Consider the following 24,087-nt stretch of genomic DNA (forward strand, 5'->3'; position numbering starts at 1 on the left):
GGGAAATTCAAAATAATTTTCCGAGTGCGTATTTTTTATTCTTTACGTTTATTTTAACGACGCTTTGTTGGTTAATTGGGCTATTTCTCGCGCAAAACTCGCAACCTGTTCCCAATCGGTATAGACCACTTCTTTATTCGTATCCGTTTCGCCACCGGACATCTTCATAATCAGTTGGATCATGACGCGGTCATACCAACGATAGCGAGGATAAAGCAGTGCGCCAGCGATAACCGCGCTACGATCGGGTCGCCACGGCGAGCTCATCAGAAACTTGCGCGCATAGCTGTTGGTTTGCGGGGTACGTTTTTCCGGCTTACGGGCGACCAGATTAACGGAGTAGAACGCACTCGGCATCGCGTTCAGCCGCGTAGCGTGCTTCTTCACAAACGTCTGAAAAGCAGAATGGTAGTGACCGTAGCGAATCGAGGCACCGATCACCACGCTGTCATAGTGCTGCCAGTCAGGCTCTTCGGTGCGGTGCAGATTCATCACATCCGCCCAGATGCCCAACTCTTTGAGCTCAGAAGCCAGATACTCGGCGATTTCGCGCGTTTGTCCATCCCGGGAAGAAAAAAGAATCAGTGTTTTCACGTGTTACTCCATTATTCACGCCAGAAGGTAGGGGTAAAGAGTACCAGCAGAGTAAAGACCTCCAGACGACCAAACAGCATATTGGCAATCAGGATCCATTTCGCCACCGGGTTCATACTGGCAAAGTTGTCGGCAACCACACCCAGCCCTGGCCCCAGGTTATTCAGCGTCGCGACAACGGAAGCAAATGCAGAGAAGTCATCCACGCCGGTCGCGATAATCGCCAGCATACTGATAATAAAGACCAGCGCATAGGCCGAGAAGAATCCCCATACTGCTTCGAGGATACGTTCTGGCAGTGCACGGTTACCTAGCTTAATACTGTAAACCGCGTTCGGGTGGACCAGGCGCTTCAACTCACGGTTACCCTGCTTGAACAGCAGCAGAATACGAATCACCTTCAAGCCACCGCCCGTTGACCCGGCACAGCCACCAATAAAGGCAGAACACAGCAACAGCACGGGCAGGAACAACGGCCAGCGAGCAATACTGTCCGTGGTGAACCCCGCGGTGGTCGCCATCGACACCACCTGGAAAAAGGCCTGATTGATTGTCGTTAGCGCCGAACCGTAGGTATTGTGGATCCACAATACCAGCGTACAGATAGCCACCAGCGTCAGCTGTACCCCAATGAACATCCGAAATTCCGGATCGCGCCAATAGACCTTCAGACTACGCCCGCTTAATAAAGAGAAGTGCAGGCCATAGTTACACCCGGAGATCAGCAGGAAGATTGCAATAATTGTGTTGATAGTCGGACTATCGAAATAACCCACGCTGGCGTCATGCGTTGAAAAGCCGCCGATAGCAATGGTCGCAAAGCTGTGACCGATAGCGTCAAACGCAGGCATGCCGGCAAACCACAGCGCCAGCGCACAGGCCACTGTCAGCAATACATAGATAAGCCACAGGGTTTTCGCCGTTTCGGCAATACGCGGACGCATTTTATTGTCTTTCAGCGGCCCTGGCATTTCTGCCCGGTAAAGCTGCATACCGCCGACGCCAAGAATAGGCAGAATAGCCACCGCCAGCACGATGATCCCCATCCCGCCAAACCATTGCAGCATTTGACGATAAAAGAGAATCGCATGTGGTAATGAATCCAGCCCCACCAGCGTGGTTGCGCCCGTCGTAGTTAAGCCGGAGAAGGATTCGAAAAACGCATCGGTGATCGTGAGGTTTGGACTTTCAGCAAAGATAAACGGTAGCGCACCCACGCTGCCCAGCACGGTCCAGAACAAGACCACGATAAGAAACCCTTCGCGGGATTTCAGTTCGCCCTTTTCTTTACGGTTCGGCCACCACAGCATGGAGCCAATCGCCAGCGCGACAAAGAAAGTTTGCGTAAATGCACGACCCGCCCCATCACGGTAGATGAGCGCTACCAGTCCGGGGATGATCATTGTCCCCGAGAATAAGATGACCAGTAGTCCAACGATTCGGGTAATGGCGCGAAAATGCATCTCTGCCGCTTCCTTAGTTCTTTAAAATGAGGTGGGGATTATTCTTCAATCGCTAACAATTGCAATGAACCTCGACTAAAATCCGCCAGCCTTGCTGAAAATTCATTCACTTTCGTGTAAGGAAGCGCTACCCGTAGCTGAACGAATGCCTGGTAATCACTGGCTATGATTTTACCGTCGAACTGCCCCAACAGTGCTTCAATACCTGCCAGTTGGCCGTACTCACACTGCAAAGTATATTCGGTAAGCGGCGTCTTGCGCTGCGTTGTTAATTGCCGCAATGCCTGGCTCACCCCACCACCGTAGGCTTTGACCAGTCCACCTGTACCGAGAAGAATACCGCCGTAGTAGCGCACCACCACCGCGGTAATCTCGCCAACGCCACTGCCCATTAGCTGCGCAAGCATCGGTTTACCTGCCGTCCCCGCCGGTTCGCCGTCGTCCGAAAAGCCCAGCTGTTGCGAGTCATCCGGCGCACCCGCTACCCACGCCACGCAATGGTGGCGGGCGTCCGGATGCTCTGCCCTGACTGACTCGACAAACGCTTTTGCCGCCTCTACGCCGTCCGTGTGGGCAAGCAACGTAATGAAGCGGCTTTTTTTGATCTCTTCAACGACGCTAACCGGCGCCGCAGGGATTAACCAACTGTCCATTACGCCAGTTTCAAATCCCGGGTCATGTTTTCGATATGATTCTCATGGACGACCACGTTGTCTTCAATACGAATACCACCGAACGGCTTCAGCGCGTCAATCTTCTGCCAGTTGAAGTGTTTGCTGAATTGCCCTTCACGCCACGGCGCTAACAGGGATTCGATAAAGTAAATGCCCGGCTCAATGGTCAGGACCATGCCCGGTTGCAGCACGCGAGTGCAGCGCAGGTACGGATACTTCGACGGTGCGGCAAGATGCGTACCGCTATCATCCTGCATAAAACCAGCGACATCATGCACCTGTAATCCCAGCGGGTGACCAATACCGTGCGGCATAAACGGCCCGGTAAGATCGTTTTCCACCATCGCCTCTTCACTCATATCGGTGATGATTTGATGTTTACGCAGCAGCTTCGCGATGCGCTGATGGAACTGAATGTGATAATCCACATAGTTGACACCCGCTTTCATGGTTGCAATCAGCGCCAGTTCTTCTTCATTAACGTCTTTCACCAACTGTGCATAGTCGTTGTCGCTTTTCGCCGACCAGGTCCGCGTCAGGTCTGCCGCATAGCCGTTATATTCCGCCCCGGCATCCAGCAGGAAGCTGCGGAATTCTGATGGCGGTTGATGATCCAGCTTGGTGTAATGCAGTACAGAGGCATGTTCGTTAAGCGCGACGATGTTGCTGTAAGGCACGTCGGTATCGCGATGCCCCGTGGCTGTCAGGTACGCCAGGTTGATGTCGAACTCGCTCATCCCTGAACGGAACGCTTCTTCGGCTGCACGGTGTCCACTTACCGCCATTTTCTGCGCTTCGCGCATGCAGGCCAGCTCGTAATCGGTTTTATACGCACGGTAATAGTGAAGATAGTCGATCACCCCTTTCGGGTTGATGTTGCTGGCAGCAATGTCCAGCTGCAGCGCACGTTCCGGTACCGGGCCGATGTACCCGATATTGCCGCGGGCAGCAGGCAACTGGCTACCAATACCGTCGGCTTTTGGCAACGCAATAATTTCAACTTCTTCGGTCCAGAAAGAGGTCGGCAGCGGCTCAACGTTGTGCCAGTAATCCACCGGCAGGTAGAACCACAACTTAGGCTTATTAACGCCATCCACCAGCAACCAGCAGTTGGGAACCTGCGTGACGGGTACCCAGGCTTTAAACTGCGGATTGACCTTGAACGGATACGGATGGTCGTCGAGAAAAACGTTAACCAGCTCACCGGAGTGAATAAGTAACGCATCCAGCTTAAAACGCGCCAGCGCATCGCGGGTCCGTTCCTGTAAGGTAACAATATGATTTTTATAGAGTGCGGCCAGTGATTCCATTATTTACCCTTCTGTTTTTTTGACCTCAAGTCTCCGCATCTTAGCACATCGTCCTGTGACTGCGTGATTTCTGCCGAGCGTGATCGGCCCGTCATTTCTTTAATCATTCATTTGCATTTTATTAACATAAAACACACACTTCGATTCATCTGGTATGACCAGATCACCTTGCGGATTCAGGAGACTGACATGCTTTACAAAGGCGACACCCTGTACCTCGACTGGCTGGAAGATGGCATCGCCGAACTGGTGTTCGATGCCCCTGGCTCAGTCAATAAACTCGACACGGCAACCGTAGCCAGCCTTGGCCATGCGCTGGATGTGCTGGAGAAACAACATGATTTAAAAGGGCTGCTGCTGCGTTCTAACAAAGCAGCCTTTATTGTCGGTGCCGATATCACCGAATTCCTTTCACTGTTCCTTGTTCCTGAAGAACAGCTAAGCCAGTGGCTGCACTTTGCCAACAGCGTCTTTAATCGCCTGGAAGATCTGCCTGTCCCAACCCTGTCTGCGGTCAACGGCTATGCGCTGGGTGGCGGCTGCGAGTGCGTCCTGGCGACCGACTACCGTCTGGCAACCCCGGACCTGCGCATCGGTCTACCGGAAACCAAGCTTGGCATCATGCCGGGCTTTGGCGGTTCCGTGCGTATGCCACGCATGCTGGGTGCAGACAGCGCGCTGGAAATCATTGCCGCAGGTAAAGACGTCGGTGCCGAGCAGGCACTGAAAATCGGTCTGGTTGATGGCATTGTGAAGCAGGAAAAACTGCTCGAGGGCGCAATGGCGGTACTGCGTCAGGCAATCAACGGCGACCTCGACTGGCGGGCCAAACGCCAACCAAAACTGGAGCCGCTGAAACTCAGCAAAATTGAAGCGGCCATGAGCTTTACCATCGCCAAAGGCATGGTTGCGCAGACGGCAGGGAAACATTACCCAGCCCCGATTACCGCTGTGAAAACGATTGAAGCTGCCGCCCGCTTTGGTCGTGAAGAAGCGCTGAACCTGGAAAACCAAAGTTTTGTCCCGCTGGCGCACACCAACGAGGCGCGTGCGCTGGTCGGTATTTTCCTCAACGATCAGTACGTCAAAGCGAAAGCGAAAAAACTAACGAAGGATATTGAGACACCGAAGCAAGCCGCAGTTCTGGGCGCAGGCATTATGGGTGGCGGTATAGCCTACCAGTCTGCATGGAAAGGCGTGCCGGTTATCATGAAAGATATCAACGATAAATCGCTGATGCTGGGCATGACCGAAGCCGCCAAGCTGCTGAATAAGCAACTTGAGCGCGGCAAGATCGACGGTCTGAAGATGGCGGGCGTGATTTCCACCATCCAACCAACCCTCGACTACACCGGCTTTGAGCGCGTGGACGTGGTGGTGGAAGCGGTTGTTGAAAATCCAAAAGTGAAAAAAGCGGTGCTTGCAGAGACCGAAGATAAAGTGCGCCCGGATACCGTGCTGGCGTCAAACACGTCTACCATTCCGATTAGCGAACTGGCCAGCGTTCTGAAGCGCCCGGAAAACTTCTGTGGCATGCACTTCTTTAACCCGGTGCACCGGATGCCGCTGGTTGAGATCATCCGCGGTGAGAAAAGCTCGGATGAAACCATCGCTAAAGTCGTCGCCTGGGCCAGTAAGATGGGCAAAACGCCGATTGTGGTCAACGACTGCCCTGGCTTCTTTGTAAACCGCGTGCTGTTCCCCTACTTCGCTGGTTTCAGCCAGTTACTGCGCGACGGCGCGGACTTCCGCAAAGTCGATAAAGTGATGGAGAAACAGTTCGGTTGGCCAATGGGCCCGGCGTATTTACTGGACGTAGTCGGTATTGATACCGCACATCACGCGCAGGCAGTGATGTCCGCAGGCTTCCCGCAGCGAATGCAGAAAAATTATCGCGACGCGATCGATGCCCTGTTCGATGCCAGCCGCTTTGGACAGAAAAATGGTCTCGGGTTCTGGCGTTATAAAGAAGACAGCAAAGGCAAGCCGAAGAAAGAAGAGGATGCTGCGGTCGATGGCCTGCTGGCAGACGTCAGCCAGCCGAAGCGCGATTTCAGCGATGACGAGATTATCGCCCGCATGATGATCCCGATGGTCAACGAAGTGGTGCGCTGCCTGGAAGAAGGCATCATTGCCAGCCCGGCGGAAGCCGATATGGCACTGGTTTACGGTCTCGGCTTCCCTCCGTTCCACGGCGGTGCGTTCCGCTGGCTGGATACGCTCGGCAGCGCCAAATACCTCGATATGGCGCAGCAATACCAGCACCTCGGCCCACTGTATGAGGTGCCGGAAGGATTGCGTAATAAAGCGCGTCATAACGAACCGTACTATCCCTCGGTTGAGCCTGCCCGCCCGGTTGGCGACCTGAAAACGGCTTAAGGAGTCACAATGGAACAGGTTGTAATTGTTGATGCGATCCGTACCCCGATGGGCCGTTCGAAAGGGGGCGCGTTCCGTCACGTGCGGGCAGAAGATCTCTCCGCACATTTAATGCGTAGCCTGCTGGCGCGGAATCCAGCGCTTGAGCCCGCGGCTCTCGATGACATTTACTGGGGTTGCGTACAACAGACGCTGGAGCAAGGGTTCAATATCGCCCGTAACGCCGCACTGCTGGCGGAAGTCCCACACTCGGTCCCGGCTGTCACCGTCAACCGCTTGTGCGGTTCATCCATGCAGGCCCTGCACGATGCGGCGCGCATGATTATGACCGGCGATGCTCAGGCTTGCCTGATTGGCGGCGTGGAGCATATGGGTCACGTGCCAATGAGCCACGGCGTAGATTTTCATCCGGGAATGAGCCGCAACGTGGCAAAAGCCGCGGGGATGATGGGCCTGACGGCGGAAATGCTCTCTCGTATGCACGGTATCAGCCGTGAAATGCAGGATGCCTTCGCCGCACGTTCACACGCTCGCGCCTGGGCTGCCACCCAGTCTGGCGCATTTAAAAATGAAATCATCCCGACTGGCGGTCACGATGCCGACGGCGTGTTGAAACAGTTTAACTACGACGAAGTGATCCGTCCGGAAACCACCATCGAAGCGTTGTCTACCCTGCGTCCGGCGTTTGATCCGGTTAGCGGTACGGTCACTGCCGGTACCTCTTCCGCGCTTTCCGACGGTGCCGCTGCTATGTTGGTAATGAGCGAGAGCCGTGCCCGCGAACTGGGCCTGACGCCGCGCGCGCGCATTCGCTCAATGGCGGTGGTCGGTTGCGATCCGTCAATCATGGGTTACGGCCCGGTTCCAGCCTCAAAGTTGGCGCTGAAAAAAGCTGGGCTTTCCGTCAGTGACATCGGTTTGTTTGAAATGAACGAAGCCTTTGCTGCGCAGATCCTGCCATGCATTAAAGATCTGGGCTTGATGGAGCAGATTGACGAGAAGATCAACCTCAACGGCGGTGCGATCGCCCTGGGCCACCCGCTGGGATGTTCCGGTGCGCGTATCAGCACCACCCTGCTGAACCTGATGGAGCGTAAAGACGTGCAGTTTGGTCTGGCGACGATGTGTATTGGGTTGGGTCAGGGTATCGCTACGGTATTTGAGAGAGTGTAATCACAGAGTGCCGCATCTTGTAGGCCGGGCAAGCGAAGCGCCCCCGGCAACGATGCCGGATGGCGACGTAAAAAACGTCTTATCCAGCCTACAAAATGTTATCTCACAGCTATTGGTGTCAATGGCGAAGAGAGAAGGTTTAGTTGCCGTTCTTCCCGCCTGTCAGGGGCGGGTTTTTTATTTTTAAATAAAAGCGAACGCATCACCAAACAGGCGATCTTCACGCGCCTGACGCTCATTACAGAACAGATCGCGCGCGATTTTTGCCATTTCAAAACGCCCAGCAATGTAGATGTCATGCTCAGCCAGCGTGCCGTGATCCTGCAATACTGCCGTTAGTACGGTACCCGTACGACCACGCCAGCCTTCTTCAGGCTGTTCGACCACGGGCTCAACGCGCAGGTTCGGGTGATTAACAGACAACGCTTCCAGTTCACCGAGATCGTAGAGATGCTTCTCTTCACGCCCGCCCCAGTAAATCGTCACGTCACGGTTTGGGTTGCGCGCCAGCGCGGTCAGTAAAATCGAGCGCGCATAAGAGAAGCCGGTGCCGCCAGCAATCAGGATCAGCGGTCGTTCTTCATCGTCACGCAGCCAGGCTTCGCCGTGCGGGATATCCACGTTGATTTCTCGATCCTGGAGAATGCGATCCATGACGGCCATCGCATACAGGTTAAGCTCAGAGGCACCCACGTGCAGCTCAATGAACCCGTGCTCATCCGGCGTTGAGGCCATGGAGAACGGACGCTTATCTCGTTCATCCATCACGACCATTAAATACTGACCAGCACGAAAGGAAAACGCCGCGTCTGGCACTAAACGGACGCGATATACGGTGTCAGTGATAGCTTCTACCGAGGTCACTTTACAGCTTAAGGTTGTCATGCGCTCTCTCTGTCGGATCAATAGGCAAAACGATCGCGCCTCAGGCGCTTTTGCCGTCATTAAAGATGGCCAGTTCATCCCAAATTGCGTCAATGCGCGCAGTCACTTCGGGATCTTTTTTAATCGGACGTCCCCATTCACGTTGGGTCTCACCCGGCCATTTATTGGTGGCATCCAGGCCCATTTTTGAACCAAGGCCGGAGACCGGCGAGGCAAAATCCAGATAATCAATCGGTGTATTCTCTACCAACACCGTATCCCGGGCCGGGTCCATACGGGTGGTAATCGCCCAAATCACATCATTCCAGTCACGTGCGTTGACATCGTCATCGCAGACAATAACAAATTTGGTGTACATAAACTGTCGTAAAAACGACCAAACGCCCATCATGACGCGTTTGGCATGACCGGCGTACTGTTTTTTGATCGTGACAACCGCCAGTCGATACGAACAACCTTCCGGTGGCAGATAAAAATCGACGATTTCCGGGAACTGCTTTTGCAGAATCGGCACAAACACTTCGTTCAGCGCCACGCCCAGCACGGCAGGTTCATCGGGTGGACGCCCGGTGTAGGTGGAGTGATAAATAGCATCTTCACGCTGGGTAACGTGCGTGACGGTGAAGACCGGAAAGCTATCCACCTCATTGTAGTAACCCGTATGGTCGCCGTACGGACCTTCCGGTGCTAACTCCCCCGGCTCGATGTAGCCTTCCAGCACGATCTCTGCGCTGGCTGGGACTTCGAGATCGTTGGAAATACATTTGACCACTTCGGTCTTGGTACCGCGCAACAGTCCGGCAAACGCGTATTCCGATAACGTGTCAGGTACCGGCGTTACCGCGCCCAAAATCGTTGCCGGATCGGCCCCCAGCGCTACCGCAACTGGAAAACGCTCACCAGGATGGGCTGCACACCACTCCTGATAATCAAGCGCGCCACCACGATGGGAAAGCCAGCGCATAATAAGCTTGTTTTTGCCGATCAGCTGCTGACGGTAGATGCCCAGATTCTGCCGTTCTTTATGCGGGCCACGCGTCACGGTGAGCCCCCAGGTGATCAGCGGGGCGGCATCTTCCGGCCAGCAGGTCATGATGGGAATACGGTTGAGATCGACGTCATCGCCTGACGCGATTTTTTGCTGACAAGGTGCACCGCGCAGCCGTTTGGTCGGCATATTCAAAACCTGCTTGAACTGCGGCAGCTTATCAAACAGATCGCGGAACCCTTTTGGCGGCTCCGGCTCTTTCAAAAACGCCAACAGCTTACCCACTTCCCGCAGCGCAGAGACATCTTCTTGTCCCATCCCCATTGCAACACGCTTAGGCGTGCCAAACAGGTTGCACAGCACCGGCATCGAATAGCCTTTAGGGTTCTCAAACAACAACGCGGGCCCGCCCGCACGCAGCGTGCGATCGGCAATTTCAGTGATTTCCAGATGAGGATCCACTGGAAGCGTAATGCGTTTGAGCTCACCCTGCTGTTCAAGCAGCGTCAGGAAGTCGCGTAAATCGTTATATTTCATGGCGTCCATTGTGGCCTCTTCGTAAGCGCCTCATTATACGGCGTTCATCATTGCGATGCTGTATTTTTGTTAAATTAGCGTGAACTCTGGCGGTACATGCAAGCGCAGGGATTATATACCCAATGCGTTTCGGGTTGCGTTGAGGCGGGTATAATTAACTTAGTGCATGGCTTTTGTTATGCTTACGCTCAGAACAAGCGGATAAGAGTTATTATGCAAGCCTGGTATTTACTGTACTGCAAACGCGGGCAACTTCAGCGTGCCCAGGAACACCTGGAAAGACAGGCCGTGAGCTGCCTGACGCCCATGATCACCCTGGAAAAAATAGTGCGTGGAAAACGTACTACAGTCAGTGAGCCACTTTTCCCTAACTACATGTTTGTCGAATTCGACCCGGAAGTGATCCACACCACCACCATCAATGCCACGCGTGGCGTCAGCCATTTCGTCCGCTTTGGTTCAACACCCGCAACAGTTCCGTCTTCCGTTATTCACCAGCTTTCCATCTACAAACCAGAAGGGATTATTGACCCTGAAACCCCGTATCCAGGAGATAGCGTGATTATCACCGAAGGTGCATTTGAAGGGCTGAAGGCAATTTTCACCGAACCAGATGGCGAGGCACGCTCCATGCTGCTGCTTAACCTGCTGAATAAAGAGGTTAAGCAGAGCGTGAAAAACACCGGTTTTCGCAAAATCTAAATCCGCTTCAGAAGGTGACTTCGAAGAGTGTCCTGACATTGGCGTCGATAGCGGCTGCCAGGCGCTGAGGATCGTCTCCACGCCAGTGCGCAATACGCTCAAGAATGTGCGGCAGGTGCGCAGGTTCATTACGACGTGAAGCCGGTTTAGGAGTTAAATCGCGGGGAAGTAAATAAGGGGCATCGGTTTCGATCAGGAGCCTTTCCACTGGGATAAACGGCAGCAGTTCCCGGAGTTCCATGCCCCGACGCTCATCGCAGACCCATCCGGTGATGCCAATATACAGCCCCCTGTCTACGCAGTCCTGCATCTCCTGGCGTGAGCCGGTAAAGCAGTGCAATACAGCGCCTGGAAGGCTGTCCAGCCAGGGTTCGAGCAGCGTCAGAAAACGGTCATGTGCGTCGCGGCAATGCATGAAAACCGGCATCTGCAACTCAGCGGCGATACGCAGTTGTGCCTCAAACACCCGCTCCTGCTCCTGCGGCGTGGAGAAATTGCGATTGAAATCCAGCCCACATTCACCAATGGCGACCACTTCAGACTGGTTTGCCAGCGCCACAATCGCCTCTTCCGTTGAGGGTTGCCATTGACTACTGTCATGCGGGTGAACACCCGCAGTGGACCAGCAATGTGGATAATGCTGTGCCAGTTTTAACGCCTGCTGGCTTTCGTGCAGGTTAGTTCCGGTCAAAAGCATGCCATTTACGCCGGCAGCAAAGGCGCGCGCGACAACCTCATCCCTGTCTTTTGCAAATTGCGTACTGGTTAGATTAACGCCAATATCAAACATGCTTCCTCCCATATGACAACCGCCCTTACGGGCGGTTGAATTTATTCTTCGGTTTTATCGGCAGCTTCAGCTTTCTCGTTCTCCGCCTCGTTATCTTCGTCTCGCGTACGCCGCTTACCGACATAGAAACGGGAGAAGAAAACGCCGACTTCAAACAGGCAGTACATCGGTATGGCCAACAGCGTTTGCGAGAAGACATCCGGCGGCGTCAGTAACATCCCCACGACAAAGGCGCCGACGACAACATAAGGACGTTTTTTACGTAATTCGTCAGGCGTCGTAATACCCATCCAGCACAGCAGCACAATGGCAACGGGAACCTCGAAAGAGACCCCAAAGGCCATGAAAAGTGCCATTACGAAGCTGAGGTAGCTGGCAATATCCGTCGACACCTGTACGCCCTGCGGAGCTGTATTGGCAAGGAAACCAAACGCCAGCGGGAAGACGACAAAGTAGGCAAATGCCATGCCGATATAGAACAGCAGCGAACTTGAAACCAGCAGCGGCACAACAAGGCGGCGTTCATGCTTATATAACGCGGGAGCAATAAATGCCCATACCTGGTACAGGATCACTGGCGCTGACAGGATCAGCGACACCATAAAGGTGAGCTTGATCGGGGTAAAGAACGGCGAGGCCACATCTGTGGCGATCATCGTCGCACCCTGCGGCATTTGCTTGATCAGCGGTGCCGCAACCATATGGTAAATGTCGTTGGCAAAATAAACCAACGCCAGAAAGATCACCAGAACCGCAATAATGCAGTTCAGGAGTCGCTTACGCAGCTCAATCAAATGCGTGATGAGCGGTTGAGTATCTTCTACAGCCATGTTTACGGTTTATCACTCGACGAAGGGGAGGATTCGACAACAGGCGCGGCGGATTTCTTTTCTGCGTCCATCAACGTTACGGAAGCGGCTTCCGTCGGTTCCGGCGTACTAGCACCCGTGGATTGCGGTTTTTGCTCTGGCGAGCTGGCCTGCGCTTCAGCCGTAGCCGGGGTAACCCCCTCATGCTGCGCTTCGCTCCCTTTCACTACCGGATTATGGATAGTGTGGGCTTCATCGCTGGCTTTCTCAGGGTCGTTAGCGCTGTAAGAACGCTTCATCGACTCCGCAGCTTCACGCAATTCATCCATCGAAGCTTTCAGCTCCGGCGTCAGATTTGTCAGGCTCGCTTTCTCAACTTTCTTCAGGCTGTCCTGAAACTCCTGAAGCTTAAGCTCCTGGGTCAGTTCATTCTGAACCGTCGTTGCAAGAGAGCGCAATGCACGAACCCAACCCGCGACCGTTTTTACCGCCACCGGCAGTCGTTGTGGCCCCAGAACAATGAGGCCAATCACGAACACCAATAGCAGTTCGCTAAAACCGATATCAAACACGGATTATACCTGCTCTTTATCGTGGCTTTTGGCGTCTTCTTTTTTCACTTCACCCTGCTTATCGGTGATGGATTTAGCAGTAAAATCAGCGTCCTGGCTGGTTTTATCTTGCTTAGGTTCATCATCACCCATCGCCTTTTTGAAGCCTTTGATTGACGCGCCAAGATCGGAACCGATGGAGCCGAGTTTCTTGGTGCCGAATAGCAGTACAACGATGACGGCAATGATCAACAACTGCCAGATACTGATACCACCCATACATGTTCCTCTGTTATAGATGATGAATTAATAAGACCGTAGTATACGTTACACGACCTGCCTTGAGCGATGAAAAATTCAGCGCATTTTGCGCCAGCCTATCAGCCAGGCAATGACGCCACCCGCCATTAGCCAGCCAGGCATCAAACCCCACTCAGGACGGCTTACCAGCAAGAATGTCCCACTTAGCAGCAGCGTTGCGCCAATACCCAATAAATAACGGGATTGTCCCTGACGAACATGATTCGCCTGAAGCTCGCGCGCAATCTTATCAACACTGTGTTGTAAATATTTGCCCTGGCGCAAACTGTCATACACAAGTTCAGGTATTTCTGGCATTTTTTCGACCCAGAACGGTGCTTTTTCTTTAAAAGCCCTGACAAGCGCAGGAATACCGACCTGATCTTTAATCCACGACTCCAGAAATGGCTTGGCTGTTTTCCATAAATCTAACTGCGGATACAGCTGTCGACCAACGCCCTCAACATACAACAATGTCTTCTGTAACAGCACCAGTTGCGGCTGGACTTCCATATTAAACCGACGTGCGGTGTTAAACAGGTTCAACAGCACGTGACCAAATGAAATCTCCGACAGCGGTTTTTCAAATATCGGTTCACACACGGTACGAATAGCAAATTCAAATTCTTCGACGTTGGTGTCCGGCGGAACCCAGCCAGAATCTACGTGCAACTCGGCAACCTTGCGGTAGTCGCGGTTAAAGAACGCGATAAAGTTTTCCGCCAGGTAGCGCTTATCTTCTTTATTCAACGAACCGACAATCCCGCAGTCAATGCCAATATATTTCGGGTTCTCAGGGTGTTCATAGCTAACAAAAATATTCCCAGGGTGCATGTCCGCATGGAAAAAGCTGTCGCGGAATACCTGAGTAAAGAAGACCTGAACGCCACGCTCAGCCAACAGTTGCATATTGGTGCCGTTCTTCTCAAGCGCGGCAACATCTGAAACAGGGATACCGTAAATACGCTCCATCACCATCATGTTCTGACTGCAATAGTCGGAATACACTTCCGGGATGTACAGCATCGGGCTGTCTTCAAAATTACGCCGCAGCTGAATCGCGTTCGCCGACTCGCGCAGCAGATTCAGCTCATCGATCAGCGTTTTTTCATATTCACGCACCACTTCCGTTGGCCGCAGGCGGCGACCATCCGGCAGCAAGCGAGGCACCCAGCGAGCAAGGCGATAGATCAGTTTTAAATCGGCTCTGATGACCGGCAGAATATCCGGGCGAATGACCTTGATCACGACCTCTTTGCCGTTCGATTTCAGTCGCGCAGTGTGTACCTGTGCAATAGACGCAGATGCCAGTGGAGTGATGTCAAAATCATCAAACCATTCTTCAACAGGGAGTCCTCCCATTGCTTCTTCGATTTGTTGTTTTGCGCGTTGCCCATCGAATGGGGCCACCCGGTCCTGCAGCAGTGCAAGCTGATCGGCGATTTGCGGAGGAAAAAGGTCGCGGCGGGTGGAAAGCATTTGACCAAACTTGATCCACACCGGTCCCAGCTCCTGCAAAGCCAGTCTCAGCCTTTCACCCAGCGGTTTATCTTTATGCCGGTTTGGCATCCAGAACAACGTGTAGCGCCACAACCTAAGCGGCAGCGTAATACGCATTTTGGGGATGAGTTCATCAAGACCGTAGCTTAAGAAAGTGCGAATGATGAAATAAAGGCGCCGTACTTCACCTGGCGTCATTTGGCCTCCAGTTTTTCCAGCCGTTTGGCCAGGGAGTCGACCGCACGCTCAACGGCAGCGGTTTCTTCGGCAAACCATGCAACTTCCAGCGGGCCCGGGGCCATGCGCCACTCTTCGGTGATCGCTTCGGCAACATAACGCTGCTGACGTTGAACGGTACGGCATAAAAACGTAGCCCCACCGCGCAGGGTCTTGCTGATCCCTTCTGCAACAATATCGCCAGTATAAGGGGCAAGCAGTTCTGCGGGATCGAACTCCGCCAGGTCTGCCAACGCGACAACGTTCTGCACCACTTGAATATCGCCCTGTACTTCTAGCTCGCCGCTGCGGATAAGCGCCGTGAGCTGCTGGCGATCGCGCAATTTTGGTAACACGCTGGCATGCGTGATCACGGTGCAATCAGCTTCGCCTTCCCATGCCCCCAGTACATCAACCTGGCGTTCGCTAAACACCAGGACTAGCGGGGTCGAAAATCCTTTGAGATCTACACGCAGCACCTTGCCCTGCAAACGCGTTCTGGCTGATTTCAGTGCCGGTGAACGATACAGAAAGGTGTTGAGCAGATTTTCAACGCCTGCGGTCACTAAGGGTTTAAAAGGCATCCCCGATCTCCTGTCAGAACTTGTAACCACGATGCAGCGCAACAACACCTGCCGTCAGGTTGTAGTAATCAACGCTTTCAAACCCGGCATCTTGCATCATTGCTTTTAACGTGTCCTGATCGGGATGCATACGGATGGACTCCGCCAGATAGCGGTAACTATCGGCATCGCTTGCCACCATTGAACCGATACGCGGCAGAATATGGAAAGAGTATGCGTCATACGCTTTGCTCAGCGGCTCGATAATCGGCTTGGAAAATTCCAACACCAGTAAACGTCCACCAGGCTTCAGCACGCGATACATAGAACGCAGTGCTTTGTCTTTATCCGTGACGTTACGCAGGCCGAACGAAATGGTAATGCAGTCAAAGGTGTTGTCCGGGAACGGCAATGCTTCCGCGTTCGCCTGGACATACTCGACGTTGCCAATCACGCCAATGTTGCGCAGTTTTTCGCGACCCATTTTGAGCATTGAGTCATTGATATCCGCCAGAACCACTTTCCCGGTTTCACCGACCATGCGAGAAAATTTCGCCGTCAGATCGCCCGTACCACCGGCTAAATCCAGGACAGTCTGCCCACGGCGCACGCCACTGCAATCAATGGTGAAGCGCTTCCACAAACGATGAATGCCAAATGACATTAAGTCATTCATAACGTCATATTTAGACGCCACAGAATGAAAAACGTGGGCCACCATGTCAGCTTTCTGCTCTTTAGCGACGGTCTGAAAGCCAAAGTGCGTCGTTTCTTGTGAATTATCCACCATCTCAGTGCCTGCTCATCCAAAAAATGTTCGAGAAGTGTAACAGATTGGGCCAATTTGCCCTACCCTTCTACCGGGTTCAACTAACCCAAACGGGCTAGTTTGATTGCTGATTTACCGCCTCTCCATCGGGGTAAGTCTCGTCTTGTTGCGCCTCGGGGACCGAACGTAAACGAAACTCTTCATCCTGGCTCGTGGCTTGTTCAGCCAGTTCAGGATTAATCTCGCGCTTAATTTCTACACCCAATCCACGAAACGCTTCTGCCTGAGCCAGAACGTTTCCACGCCCTGAAGACAATTTTTTCATCGCCTGCCGATAGTTATCTTGTGCCTTGTCCAGGCTCTGACCTATTGCTGACATATCATCGACAAACAGCCGCATTTTGTCATAAAGCTTGCTGGCCCGGTCCGCGATCTGCTGCGCATTACGACTTTGATGCTCATACCGCCACAGATTAGCAATGGTGCGCAATGCCACCAACAACGTGGTCGGGCTTACCAGCATAATATTATTTCTGAGTGCTTCTGTAATCAGTTCGGGCTGCCTGTCCAGCGCCAGCAGAAAAGCGGGCTCAACCGGGATAAACATCAGCACATAATCAAGCGTACGTAATCCCGGCAACTGCTGGTAGTCTTTGCGGCCCAGCAGACGAATATGGTTACGCACGGAGGCGATATGTTCCTGTAACGCACTTTCGCGGGTGTAGTCATCCTCTGCATTAAAGTAGCGTTCATAGGCCACCAGCGTCATTTTCGCATCGATCACCACGTCTTTGCCCTGCGGCAATCGGACAATAACATCCGGCTGCATCCGCGATCGTGCGTCATTTTCTATGCTGACCTGAGTTTCATATTCATAGCCTTCGCGCAGACCGGACGCCTCCAGTACCCGCGTGAGTACGACTTCTCCCCAGTTGCCCTGGGTTTTGTTATCGCCTTTCAGCGCCCGTGTCAGGTTAACCGCTTCTTGCGCCATCTGCGCGTTCAGTTGCTGGAGGTTACGAATTTCGTGCGCCAGGGTATGACGCTCTTGCGCCTCTTTGCCAAAGCTATCCTGCACCTGGCGGCGAAAACCGTCCAGCTGTTCACGTAATGGTGTAAGCAAGCTATTCAGGCTTTGGCGATTTTGCTCATCAACGCGACGATTGCTGTGTTCAAAAATACGGTTTGCCAGGTTTTCGAACTGTTCGCTCAGACGCTGTTCGCTGTTGATCATCTGGCGGATTTTATCTTCCGCATGCTGTTGCGTCGCGTCGAGTCGCGTGGTGACTTCCCGGAGATCGGCTTCCAGAGAGGTGTTAATACTCTGCAGGCTGCGAAGTTCGTTGTTGAGTAGCTCGCACTCGTCGCGCCAGTGGGCTTCCTGCGCCAGCTGTTGACGTGCGGCGCTTAGCGCAATATCCAGTTCACGCCGTTCTTCAATAAGATCCGCGCGGATTTGGTCGGCACGCGCTTTGGTCGCCAGCCAGCCCACAAGCAGCCCTGCAGCTAACGCCACGACGGCACTTATCATTATCGAAATATCCACTACGCCCCCCTTACAGCAACGACTTACCCGCACAAAATAGAATTGTGCTGTATAAACGTCCAGTTTAAAAGGAATTTCCTGCGAGGTACTGCGCAAAATAAAAAGGCCGAACATGTCGGCCTTTTCAGAAAGGAGAGAAAATTACAGCAGGCGACGTGCAGCCTCTACCACGATTTTCACCGCGTGGCTTTCCGTTTGCTTCATGGTTTCAGCATTCGGGATTTCTTGCTGAGTACGGTTAACGATAACACCCGCAACCATACCGGCACGCAGACCCTGGCTTGCACACATGGTCAGCAGCGTAGCGGATTCCATTTCGTAGTTCATGACGCCCATGGACTGCCACTCTTCCATCGAGCCTTTGAAACGGCTCACCACGCGACCAGAGAAGGTGTCATAACGCTCCTGGCCTGGGTAGAAGGTATCTGAAGAGGCGGTCACGCCGACGTGGGTAGTCGCGCCAATAGATTTCGCGGCTTCCACCAGCGCGGTGGTGCATTCGAAATCGGCAACAGCCGGAAATTCCATCGGTGCAAAGTGCAGGCTCGCCCCGTCCAGACGGACAGACGCGGTGGTAACCAGCACGTCGCCCACGTTGATATGCGGCTGAATAGCGCCGGTCGTACCGATACGCAGGAAGGTACGAATGCCCAGTTGCGCCAGTTCTTCTACGGCGATAGAGGTCGACGGACCGCCGATACCGGTAGAGCAGACAATCACAGCTTTACCATCCAGCTCAGCACGCCAGGTAGTGAACTCGCGATGAGATGCCAGCTTAACCGGCTTTTCCATCAGCGCGGCGATCTTTTCCACACGCTCAGGGTCGCCAGGGACGATAGCAAGCGTAGCCCCTTGTAAATCGTTCTTGGTGAGGCCGAGATGAAAAACATCAGACTTAGACATAAAAACTCCTCTGTGAATCGGTTTTGTCAGAAGAAGCAAAAACACACTTTACCGAAGGCATAAACATATTTTCGTGACAGCCATCACTTTGATGTAAATCAATTGCATTTCATTACCGTCAAATAGTGATGAACATCACATTAACTGTTCGATACAGGCAAGCCTTGCACAAAAGATAGACCGTTTAAGGCAATGTGGTTCGTTGCACGCGTCTATAGTTAATGATGCGCTATTTGGCTAAATACTTAAGGGTACGGAGAATACCATGGCAACAACACGACAATCTGGCTTTGCACCTGCAGTATCCCCACCCGCAGCAACGGCGGTTCACACCCCGGATAACGAAATCATCGCGGGAATAACGTCGATTCCGTCTCAAGGCGATGATATGCCTGCGTATCATGCACGCCCGAAGCACAGCGAAGGTCCGCTACCGGTTGTTATCGTCGTGCAGGAAATTTTTGGCGTTCATGAACACATCCGTGATATTTGTCGCCGCCTGGCGCTGGAAGGGTATCTGGCTGTCGCTCCAGAGCTTTACTTTCGCGAGGGCGATCCGAATGATTTTGCCGATATTTCAACGCTGTTAAGCGGCCTGGTGGCCAAAGTCCCGGACTCTCAAGTGCTGGCCGATCTGGACCACGTCGCCAGTTGGGCCTCACGCAACGGCGGTGACGCACACCGACTGATGATCACTGGTTTTTGCTGGGGTGGACGCATCACCTGGCTGTATGCTGCACACAACCCACAGTTAAAAGCGGCAGTGGCATGGTATGGCAAACTGGTCGGCGACAAAACGCTGAACTCGCCCAGGCATCCCGTCGATATCGCTACCGATCTTAACGCCCCCGTGTTGGGACTTTATGGCGCGCAGGACACCAGCATTTCACAAGATAGCGTGGAAACCATGCGTCAGGCATTGCGCGCGGCGAATGCCAAAGCAGAAATCGTGGTGTATCCCGATGCCGGGCATGCTTTTAACGCGGATTATCGCCCGAGCTATCACGAAGAGTCCGCCAATGACGGCTGGCAAAGAATGCTGGCGTGGTTTACGCAGTATGGCGGGAAGAAATAAATGTTAATCGCCCGGTGGCGGCTACGCCTTACCGGGCTTACAACGACTTGCACGTTCCTGTTGGCCGGGTCAGCGTTAACGCCCCCGGCGATCGGGCACCGAATTAAGCCTGACGCAGGTTCTGCGCCGCTTTCACCATATTCGCCAGCGCCGCGCGGGTTTCCGGCCAGCCGCGAGTCTTCAGACCGCAGTCCGGGTTCACCCACAGACGCTCAGCCGGGATACGCTGTTCCGCTTTCTTCAGCAGGGCCTCAATCCATTCCACGCTTGGGACGTTCGGCGAGTGAATATCGTACACGCCCGGCCCGATTTCGTTCGGGTAGTCGAACTCTTCGAACGACTCCAGTAGCTCCATGTCGGAACGCGAGGTTTCAATGGTGATCACATCGGCATCAAGCGCAGCGATGGAATCCATGATGTCGTTGAACTCGCAGTAACACATGTGGGTGTGGATCTGCGTTTCGTCCTTCGCCACCGCGGCGTTGATGCGGAAGGCCTCGACACCCCATTCCAGATACGCCGCCCAGTCGCTACGACGCAGAGGCAGACCTTCACGTAGTGCCGGTTCATCAATCTGGATGATGCCAATACCGGCGGCTTCCAGATCGGCGACTTCGTCACGCAGTGCCAGCGCAATCTGCTTAGCGATGGTTTCGCGAGTCACATCTTCGCGTGGGAATGACCAGCAAAGAATGGTCACCGGGCCTGTCAGCATGCCTTTGACCGGTTTGTCAGTCAGCGACTGGGCGTATTTTGCCCACTCAACGGTAATCGCTTCCGGACGACTCACGTCACCAATCACTACCGGCGGCTTCACGCAGCGGGAGCCGTAGCTCTGTACCCAACCATTCTGAGTAAAGACAAAGCCGTCCAGATGCTCGCCAAAGTATTCAACCATGTCGTTACGCTCAGCTTCGCCGTGTACCAGTACGTCCAGGCCTAAACGTTCCTGCTCAGCGATCGCCTGTTTGATATGCTCGGCGATACCGGTACGGTAGTTGCCCGCATCCAGGTTACCCTTTTTAAAATCCAGACGCAGGCCGCGGATTTCCGTGGTTTGCGGGAAAGATCCGATCGTCGTGGTCGGCCACGCTGGCAGGTTAAAGCGCGCACGCTGAGCTTCGGCACGTACCGGGTAAGCGTGAGAACGTTGACTGTCCTGCGCGGTGATTGCCGCCAGACGTTTTTCGACTGCCGCATTGTGGACGCGGGTTGACTGACGACGCGCCTGAATTGGCGCACTCCACTCAACCAACGCTGCGGTATCGCCGCTGTTCAGCGCATCACGCAGCAGCGCCAGTTCACCGCACTTTTGCAGGGCGAAGGCAAACCAGCTTTTCACTTCGGCATCAAGGCGGGTTTCGACGCTCAGATCAATTGGGCTATGCAGAAGAGAACAAGAAGAGGCCACCCAAAGCGGACGTTTGCCGACAATGTCTTTAATCTGTGCATATTTCTCGGTCAGATCGGCGCGCCAGACGTTACGGCCGTTAATCAGGCCTGCGGAGAGCAGCCAGTTAGCGGGCAAACGCGAGTGCAACTCGGCTACGTCATCTTTACCATGAACCAGATCCACGTGCAGACCCTGCACCGGCAGCGCGGTGATGGTATCCAGATTCGGCGTCACGCCTTCGAAATAGGTAGTCAGTAGCAGCTTCACCTGCCCGGTCAGCGCATCGTACGCCGGTTTAAAGGCGTTCAGCCATTCCTGGGGCAACTCCAGCACCAGCGCAGGTTCATCAATCTGTACCCACTCAACACCGCGTTTCGCCAGCTCAGCCAGCACCTGCTGGTAAACCGGCAGGATGTCGTTCAGCAGACTCAGGCGATCAAACTGCTCACCCTTCACTTTCCCCAGCCACAGGTAGGTGACCGGACCCAGCAGGACGGGCTTCACTTTGTGGCCCAGCGCCAGCGCTTCGTCCACTTCATCCAGCAGTTGAGTCCAGGTCAGTTTGAACTGCTGACCTTTGGTAAATTCAGGCACCATGTAGTGATAGTTGGTATTAAACCATTTGGTCATTTCTGCCGCTGCCGCCGGTTCACCGGTCGGTGCGCGACCACGGCCAATGCGGAATAAGGTGTCGATATCGACAGAGCCATCTTTGTTCTGATGACGGGCCGGAACGTTACCCAGCAGCAAACTGGTGGTCAGCACATGATCGTACCAGGCAAAATCGCCCACTGGCAGCAGGTCAACGCCAGCTTGCTTTTGTTGATCCCAGTGACGAGCGCGCAGTTCGCGACCCGTTGCCAGCAATTCTTCACGAGAGGCGTTACCCGCCCAGTAGCTTTCTTGCGCTTTTTTCAACTCGCGACGCAGGCCAACGCGAGGGAAACCGAGGGTGTGATTCAATATTGTCATTTTTCTTCCTCTAATTATATGTAAATCCTATGGATTTTGAATTTAGGGAAGGCGGCAAGTTTGCTCATCCCCAGGAGCTTACTGAAGTAAGTGACTGGGGTGGGGAAACGAAGCCAACGCACCATAAATTTAAAAGACGAAGGATTTTAGCCGTCCAGATGTTTACACATCCATAATTGGCGGTTACTGTATATTCCTCAAGCGCAATTTATTCATGCCGAAGTGAAGGACTTTCATGATCGAGATTAAGCATCTGAAAACGCTACAGGCGTTGCGGAACAGTGGGTCGCTGGCAGGCGCAGCAGCGACGTTGCATCAGACCCAATCCGCCCTGTCTCACCAGTTCAGCGATCTGGAACAACGCCTCGGCTTTCGGCTATTTGTGCGTAAAAGCCAGCCGCTACGTTTTACGCCACAGGGTGAAATTTTGTTGCAGTTGGCCAATCAGGTGTTGCCACAAATCGGTCGCGCGCTTCAGGCATGCAACGAACCGCAGCAAACCCGGCTGCGCATCGCCATTGAATGTCACAGCTGTATTCAGTGGCTGACCCCCGCGCTGGAGAATTTCCGTGCTAACTGGCCACAGGTAGAGATGGATTTTAAATCCGGCGTGACTTTCGATCCGCAACCAGCCCTGCAGCAGGATGAGCTGGACCTGGTGATGACATCCGACATTCTGCCGCGCAGCGGCCTGCACTATTCACCGATGTTTGATTTTGAAGTCCGTCTGATACTGGCGCCCGATCACCCACTGGCCAGCAAAACGCAGGTAACGCCGGAAGATTTAGCCAGCGAAACCCTGTTGATTTATCCTGTACAGCGCAGCCGACTGGATGTCTGGCGGCATTTCCTGCAGCCTGCTGGCGTTAGCCCGTCGCTGAAGAGCGTGGATAACACCCTGCTGCTGATCCAGATGGTCGCCGCCAGAATGGGTATTGCAGCGCTGCCGCACTGGGTAGTGGAGAGTTTTGAACGCCAGGGCCTGGTAGTGACCAAAACCCTGGGTGATGGATTATGGAGCCGACTGTACGCCGCTGTGCGCGATGGCGAGCAGCGTCAGCCGGTCACGGAAGCATTTATTCGCTCAGCGCGGAATCACGCCTGCGATCACCTGCCGTTTGTGCGGAGTGCGGAGCGACCCACTTTCGATGCACCCACAGTGAGGCCACTATAACAGCCGCACCAATGATGAAGCTTGGCCAGTGAGGCTGCTGGTGCCAGATGGCCAGATTAACCAACAGCCCCGCAGGCACATGCATATTGTTCATGATACCCAGTGTGCCTGCATCTACCTGCGTCGCGCCGTAGTTCCACATAAAGTAACCGATGCCCGATGCTGCCACGCCAAGGAACACCAGAATCCCCCACTGCAGCGAAGTTTCAGGCATTTTTTGCGCATTCCCTACTATAAGCCAGGCAACGACCGCCACCAGTAATGCCCCCATATAAAACCAGGCAAAGGCGTTGTGCTGCGGCATGGGACGGGTTTCCATCAGACGCTTATAGCCCACCATGCCGATGGCAAAGCTGATGTTGGAAAGCTGTACCAGCAGCAGACCGGTCCAGAAATGACTGGTCACCTGATCGTAACGAATGATCCCCGCCCCAATCACCGCCAGCAGTGCGCTAAACGCGTAGCTCCAGCGTAAACGGCGTCGGCTCATAAGGTCATAAATCAGTGTGATATAGAGCGGTGTCAGGACGGTAAATAGCAGCAGCTCGGAAACCGTCAGGTACAAATAAGCACGGAAACTCAGCATATACATGATGCCAAGCTGCATGGCACCCACCAGCATGTACAGACCAATAGTTTTTACGCTGTGGCCGCGGGTACGCAGAAATGGCAGGAACACCAGCGCAGCCAGTCCGACCCGCACCAGCACGGCAAAATAGCTATCGACATGACCAGCAAGGTACTCGCCAAACAGGCTAAAGGAAAAGGCCCACAGAATAGTGGTAATGATGAGTAGCGCCACAATAGATGTCTCTGAACAA

At 53.7% G+C, this 24,087-nt stretch carries 22 protein-coding genes; 5 read left to right on the top strand and 17 right to left on the bottom strand.

Annotated elements, in window-relative coordinates:
* Positions 1 to 48: 48 nt before the first annotated feature.
* Genes hemG through pepQ form a run of 4 tightly spaced genes read right to left on the bottom strand, consistent with a single transcriptional unit; the run spans position 49 to position 4,041 of the window.
* Positions 49 to 594, bottom strand: coding sequence for a menaquinone-dependent protoporphyrinogen IX dehydrogenase (gene hemG / locus FCH32_RS21765; RefSeq protein ID WP_096758895.1), 546 nt, complete (start codon positions 592 to 594; stop codon positions 49 to 51).
* 11 nt (positions 595 to 605) lie between these two features.
* Positions 606 to 2,057: a Trk system potassium transporter TrkH gene (gene trkH / locus FCH32_RS21770; RefSeq protein WP_115259827.1), complete on the bottom strand. Its 1,452-nt coding sequence runs from the start codon at positions 2,055 to 2,057 to the stop codon at positions 606 to 608.
* A gap of 38 nt (positions 2,058 to 2,095) precedes the next feature.
* Positions 2,096 to 2,710, bottom strand: coding sequence for an IMPACT family protein (locus FCH32_RS21775; RefSeq protein ID WP_135912790.1), 615 nt, complete (start codon positions 2,708 to 2,710; stop codon positions 2,096 to 2,098).
* On the bottom strand, positions 2,710 to 4,041 hold the full coding sequence (gene pepQ / locus FCH32_RS21780; RefSeq protein WP_096758898.1) for a Xaa-Pro dipeptidase: 1,332 nt from the start codon (positions 4,039 to 4,041) through the stop codon (positions 2,710 to 2,712). The genes FCH32_RS21775 and pepQ overlap by 1 nt, the downstream gene beginning before the upstream one ends.
* Before the next feature lie 189 nt (positions 4,042 to 4,230).
* On the opposite strand from pepQ, the gene fadB reads away from it, so the two are divergent.
* Together fadB and fadA are read left to right on the top strand one after the other, a co-directional pair.
* Complete coding sequence (gene fadB / locus FCH32_RS21785) at positions 4,231 to 6,420, top strand: fatty acid oxidation complex subunit alpha FadB (RefSeq protein ID WP_174361524.1); 2,190 nt, start codon at positions 4,231 to 4,233, stop codon at positions 6,418 to 6,420.
* Positions 6,421 to 6,429: 9 nt separating this feature from the next.
* On the top strand, positions 6,430 to 7,593 hold the full coding sequence (gene fadA / locus FCH32_RS21790; RefSeq protein ID WP_174361525.1) for an acetyl-CoA C-acyltransferase FadA: 1,164 nt from the start codon (positions 6,430 to 6,432) through the stop codon (positions 7,591 to 7,593).
* 183 nt (positions 7,594 to 7,776) lie between these two features.
* On the opposite strand, the gene fre is transcribed toward fadA, so the two are convergent.
* Positions 7,777 to 8,478, bottom strand: a complete 702-nt coding sequence (gene fre / locus FCH32_RS21795) for an NAD(P)H-flavin reductase (RefSeq protein ID WP_137399144.1) — start codon at positions 8,476 to 8,478, stop codon at positions 7,777 to 7,779.
* Between the two features lie 40 nt (positions 8,479 to 8,518).
* Positions 8,519 to 10,012 carry a 4-hydroxy-3-polyprenylbenzoate decarboxylase gene (gene ubiD, locus FCH32_RS21800; protein ID WP_096758902.1) on the bottom strand — a complete coding sequence of 498 codons (1,494 nt, stop codon included), beginning with the start codon at positions 10,010 to 10,012 and terminating at the stop codon, positions 8,519 to 8,521.
* A gap of 204 nt (positions 10,013 to 10,216) precedes the next feature.
* Here ubiD and rfaH point away from each other — a divergent pair, with 204 nt between their 5' ends.
* A complete protein-coding gene (rfaH, locus tag FCH32_RS21805) occupies positions 10,217 to 10,705 on the top strand; it encodes a transcription/translation regulatory transformer protein RfaH (RefSeq protein ID WP_174361526.1) in 489 nt (162 codons plus the stop codon).
* Positions 10,706 to 10,712: 7 nt separating this feature from the next.
* Here rfaH and tatD read toward each other — a convergent pair whose 3' ends face one another.
* The 9 genes from tatD to udp all read right to left on the bottom strand — a co-directional run bounded on the left by tatD (position 10,713) and on the right by udp (position 18,652).
* Positions 10,713 to 11,495, bottom strand: a complete 783-nt coding sequence (tatD, locus tag FCH32_RS21810; protein ID WP_174361527.1) for a 3'-5' ssDNA/RNA exonuclease TatD — start codon at positions 11,493 to 11,495, stop codon at positions 10,713 to 10,715.
* A gap of 41 nt (positions 11,496 to 11,536) precedes the next feature.
* Complete coding sequence (gene tatC, locus FCH32_RS21815) at positions 11,537 to 12,325, bottom strand: Sec-independent protein translocase subunit TatC (RefSeq protein ID WP_096758905.1); 789 nt, start codon at positions 12,323 to 12,325, stop codon at positions 11,537 to 11,539.
* A gap of 2 nt (positions 12,326 to 12,327) precedes the next feature.
* Entirely contained in the window at positions 12,328 to 12,876 is a 549-nt protein-coding gene (gene tatB, locus FCH32_RS21820; protein ID WP_096758906.1) for a Sec-independent protein translocase protein TatB, read from the bottom strand.
* A gap of 3 nt (positions 12,877 to 12,879) precedes the next feature.
* The gene (tatA, locus tag FCH32_RS21825; RefSeq protein WP_096758907.1) at positions 12,880 to 13,134 is read right to left on the bottom strand and encodes a Sec-independent protein translocase subunit TatA; all 255 of its coding nucleotides are present in this window, start codon (positions 13,132 to 13,134) and stop codon (positions 12,880 to 12,882) included.
* Positions 13,135 to 13,212: 78 nt separating this feature from the next.
* Entirely contained in the window at positions 13,213 to 14,853 is a 1,641-nt protein-coding gene (gene ubiB / locus FCH32_RS21830; protein WP_115259832.1) for a ubiquinone biosynthesis regulatory protein kinase UbiB, read from the bottom strand.
* Complete coding sequence (ubiJ, locus tag FCH32_RS21835) at positions 14,850 to 15,455, bottom strand: ubiquinone biosynthesis protein UbiJ (RefSeq protein ID WP_115259833.1); 606 nt, start codon at positions 15,453 to 15,455, stop codon at positions 14,850 to 14,852. Before ubiJ ends, ubiB begins: the two co-directional genes overlap by 4 nt.
* 13 nt (positions 15,456 to 15,468) lie before the next feature.
* Complete coding sequence (gene ubiE / locus FCH32_RS21840) at positions 15,469 to 16,224, bottom strand: bifunctional demethylmenaquinone methyltransferase/2-methoxy-6-polyprenyl-1,4-benzoquinol methylase UbiE (protein WP_096758910.1); 756 nt, start codon at positions 16,222 to 16,224, stop codon at positions 15,469 to 15,471.
* 94 nt (positions 16,225 to 16,318) lie between these two features.
* On the bottom strand, positions 16,319 to 17,749 hold the full coding sequence (gene rmuC, locus FCH32_RS21845; protein ID WP_115259834.1) for a DNA recombination protein RmuC: 1,431 nt from the start codon (positions 17,747 to 17,749) through the stop codon (positions 16,319 to 16,321).
* Positions 17,750 to 17,890: 141 nt separating this feature from the next.
* Positions 17,891 to 18,652 carry a uridine phosphorylase gene (gene udp / locus FCH32_RS21850; protein ID WP_174361528.1) on the bottom strand — a complete coding sequence of 254 codons (762 nt, stop codon included), beginning with the start codon at positions 18,650 to 18,652 and terminating at the stop codon, positions 17,891 to 17,893.
* 265 nt (positions 18,653 to 18,917) lie between these two features.
* Here udp and FCH32_RS21855 point away from each other — a divergent pair, with 265 nt between their 5' ends.
* Positions 18,918 to 19,727, top strand: a complete 810-nt coding sequence (locus FCH32_RS21855) for a dienelactone hydrolase family protein (RefSeq protein WP_174361529.1) — start codon at positions 18,918 to 18,920, stop codon at positions 19,725 to 19,727.
* A 103-nt stretch (positions 19,728 to 19,830) separates the two neighbouring features.
* Here FCH32_RS21855 and metE read toward each other — a convergent pair whose 3' ends face one another.
* Complete coding sequence (gene metE, locus FCH32_RS21860) at positions 19,831 to 22,092, bottom strand: 5-methyltetrahydropteroyltriglutamate--homocysteine S-methyltransferase (RefSeq protein ID WP_174361530.1); 2,262 nt, start codon at positions 22,090 to 22,092, stop codon at positions 19,831 to 19,833.
* Between the two features lie 235 nt (positions 22,093 to 22,327).
* On the opposite strand from metE, the gene metR reads away from it, so the two are divergent.
* Complete coding sequence (gene metR, locus FCH32_RS21865) at positions 22,328 to 23,266, top strand: HTH-type transcriptional regulator MetR (protein WP_115259837.1); 939 nt, start codon at positions 22,328 to 22,330, stop codon at positions 23,264 to 23,266.
* Here metR and FCH32_RS21870 read toward each other — a convergent pair.
* Entirely contained in the window at positions 23,169 to 24,068 is a 900-nt protein-coding gene (locus tag FCH32_RS21870) for a carboxylate/amino acid/amine transporter (RefSeq protein ID WP_115259838.1), read from the bottom strand. The two genes, metR and FCH32_RS21870, sit on opposite strands and share 98 nt — an antisense overlap.
* Between the last annotated feature and the right edge of the window lie 19 nt (positions 24,069 to 24,087).

The organism is Citrobacter gillenii (genome assembly GCF_013337685.1).
In the GTDB taxonomy this organism is placed as follows: Bacteria; Pseudomonadota; Gammaproteobacteria; order Enterobacterales; family Enterobacteriaceae; genus Citrobacter; species Citrobacter gillenii.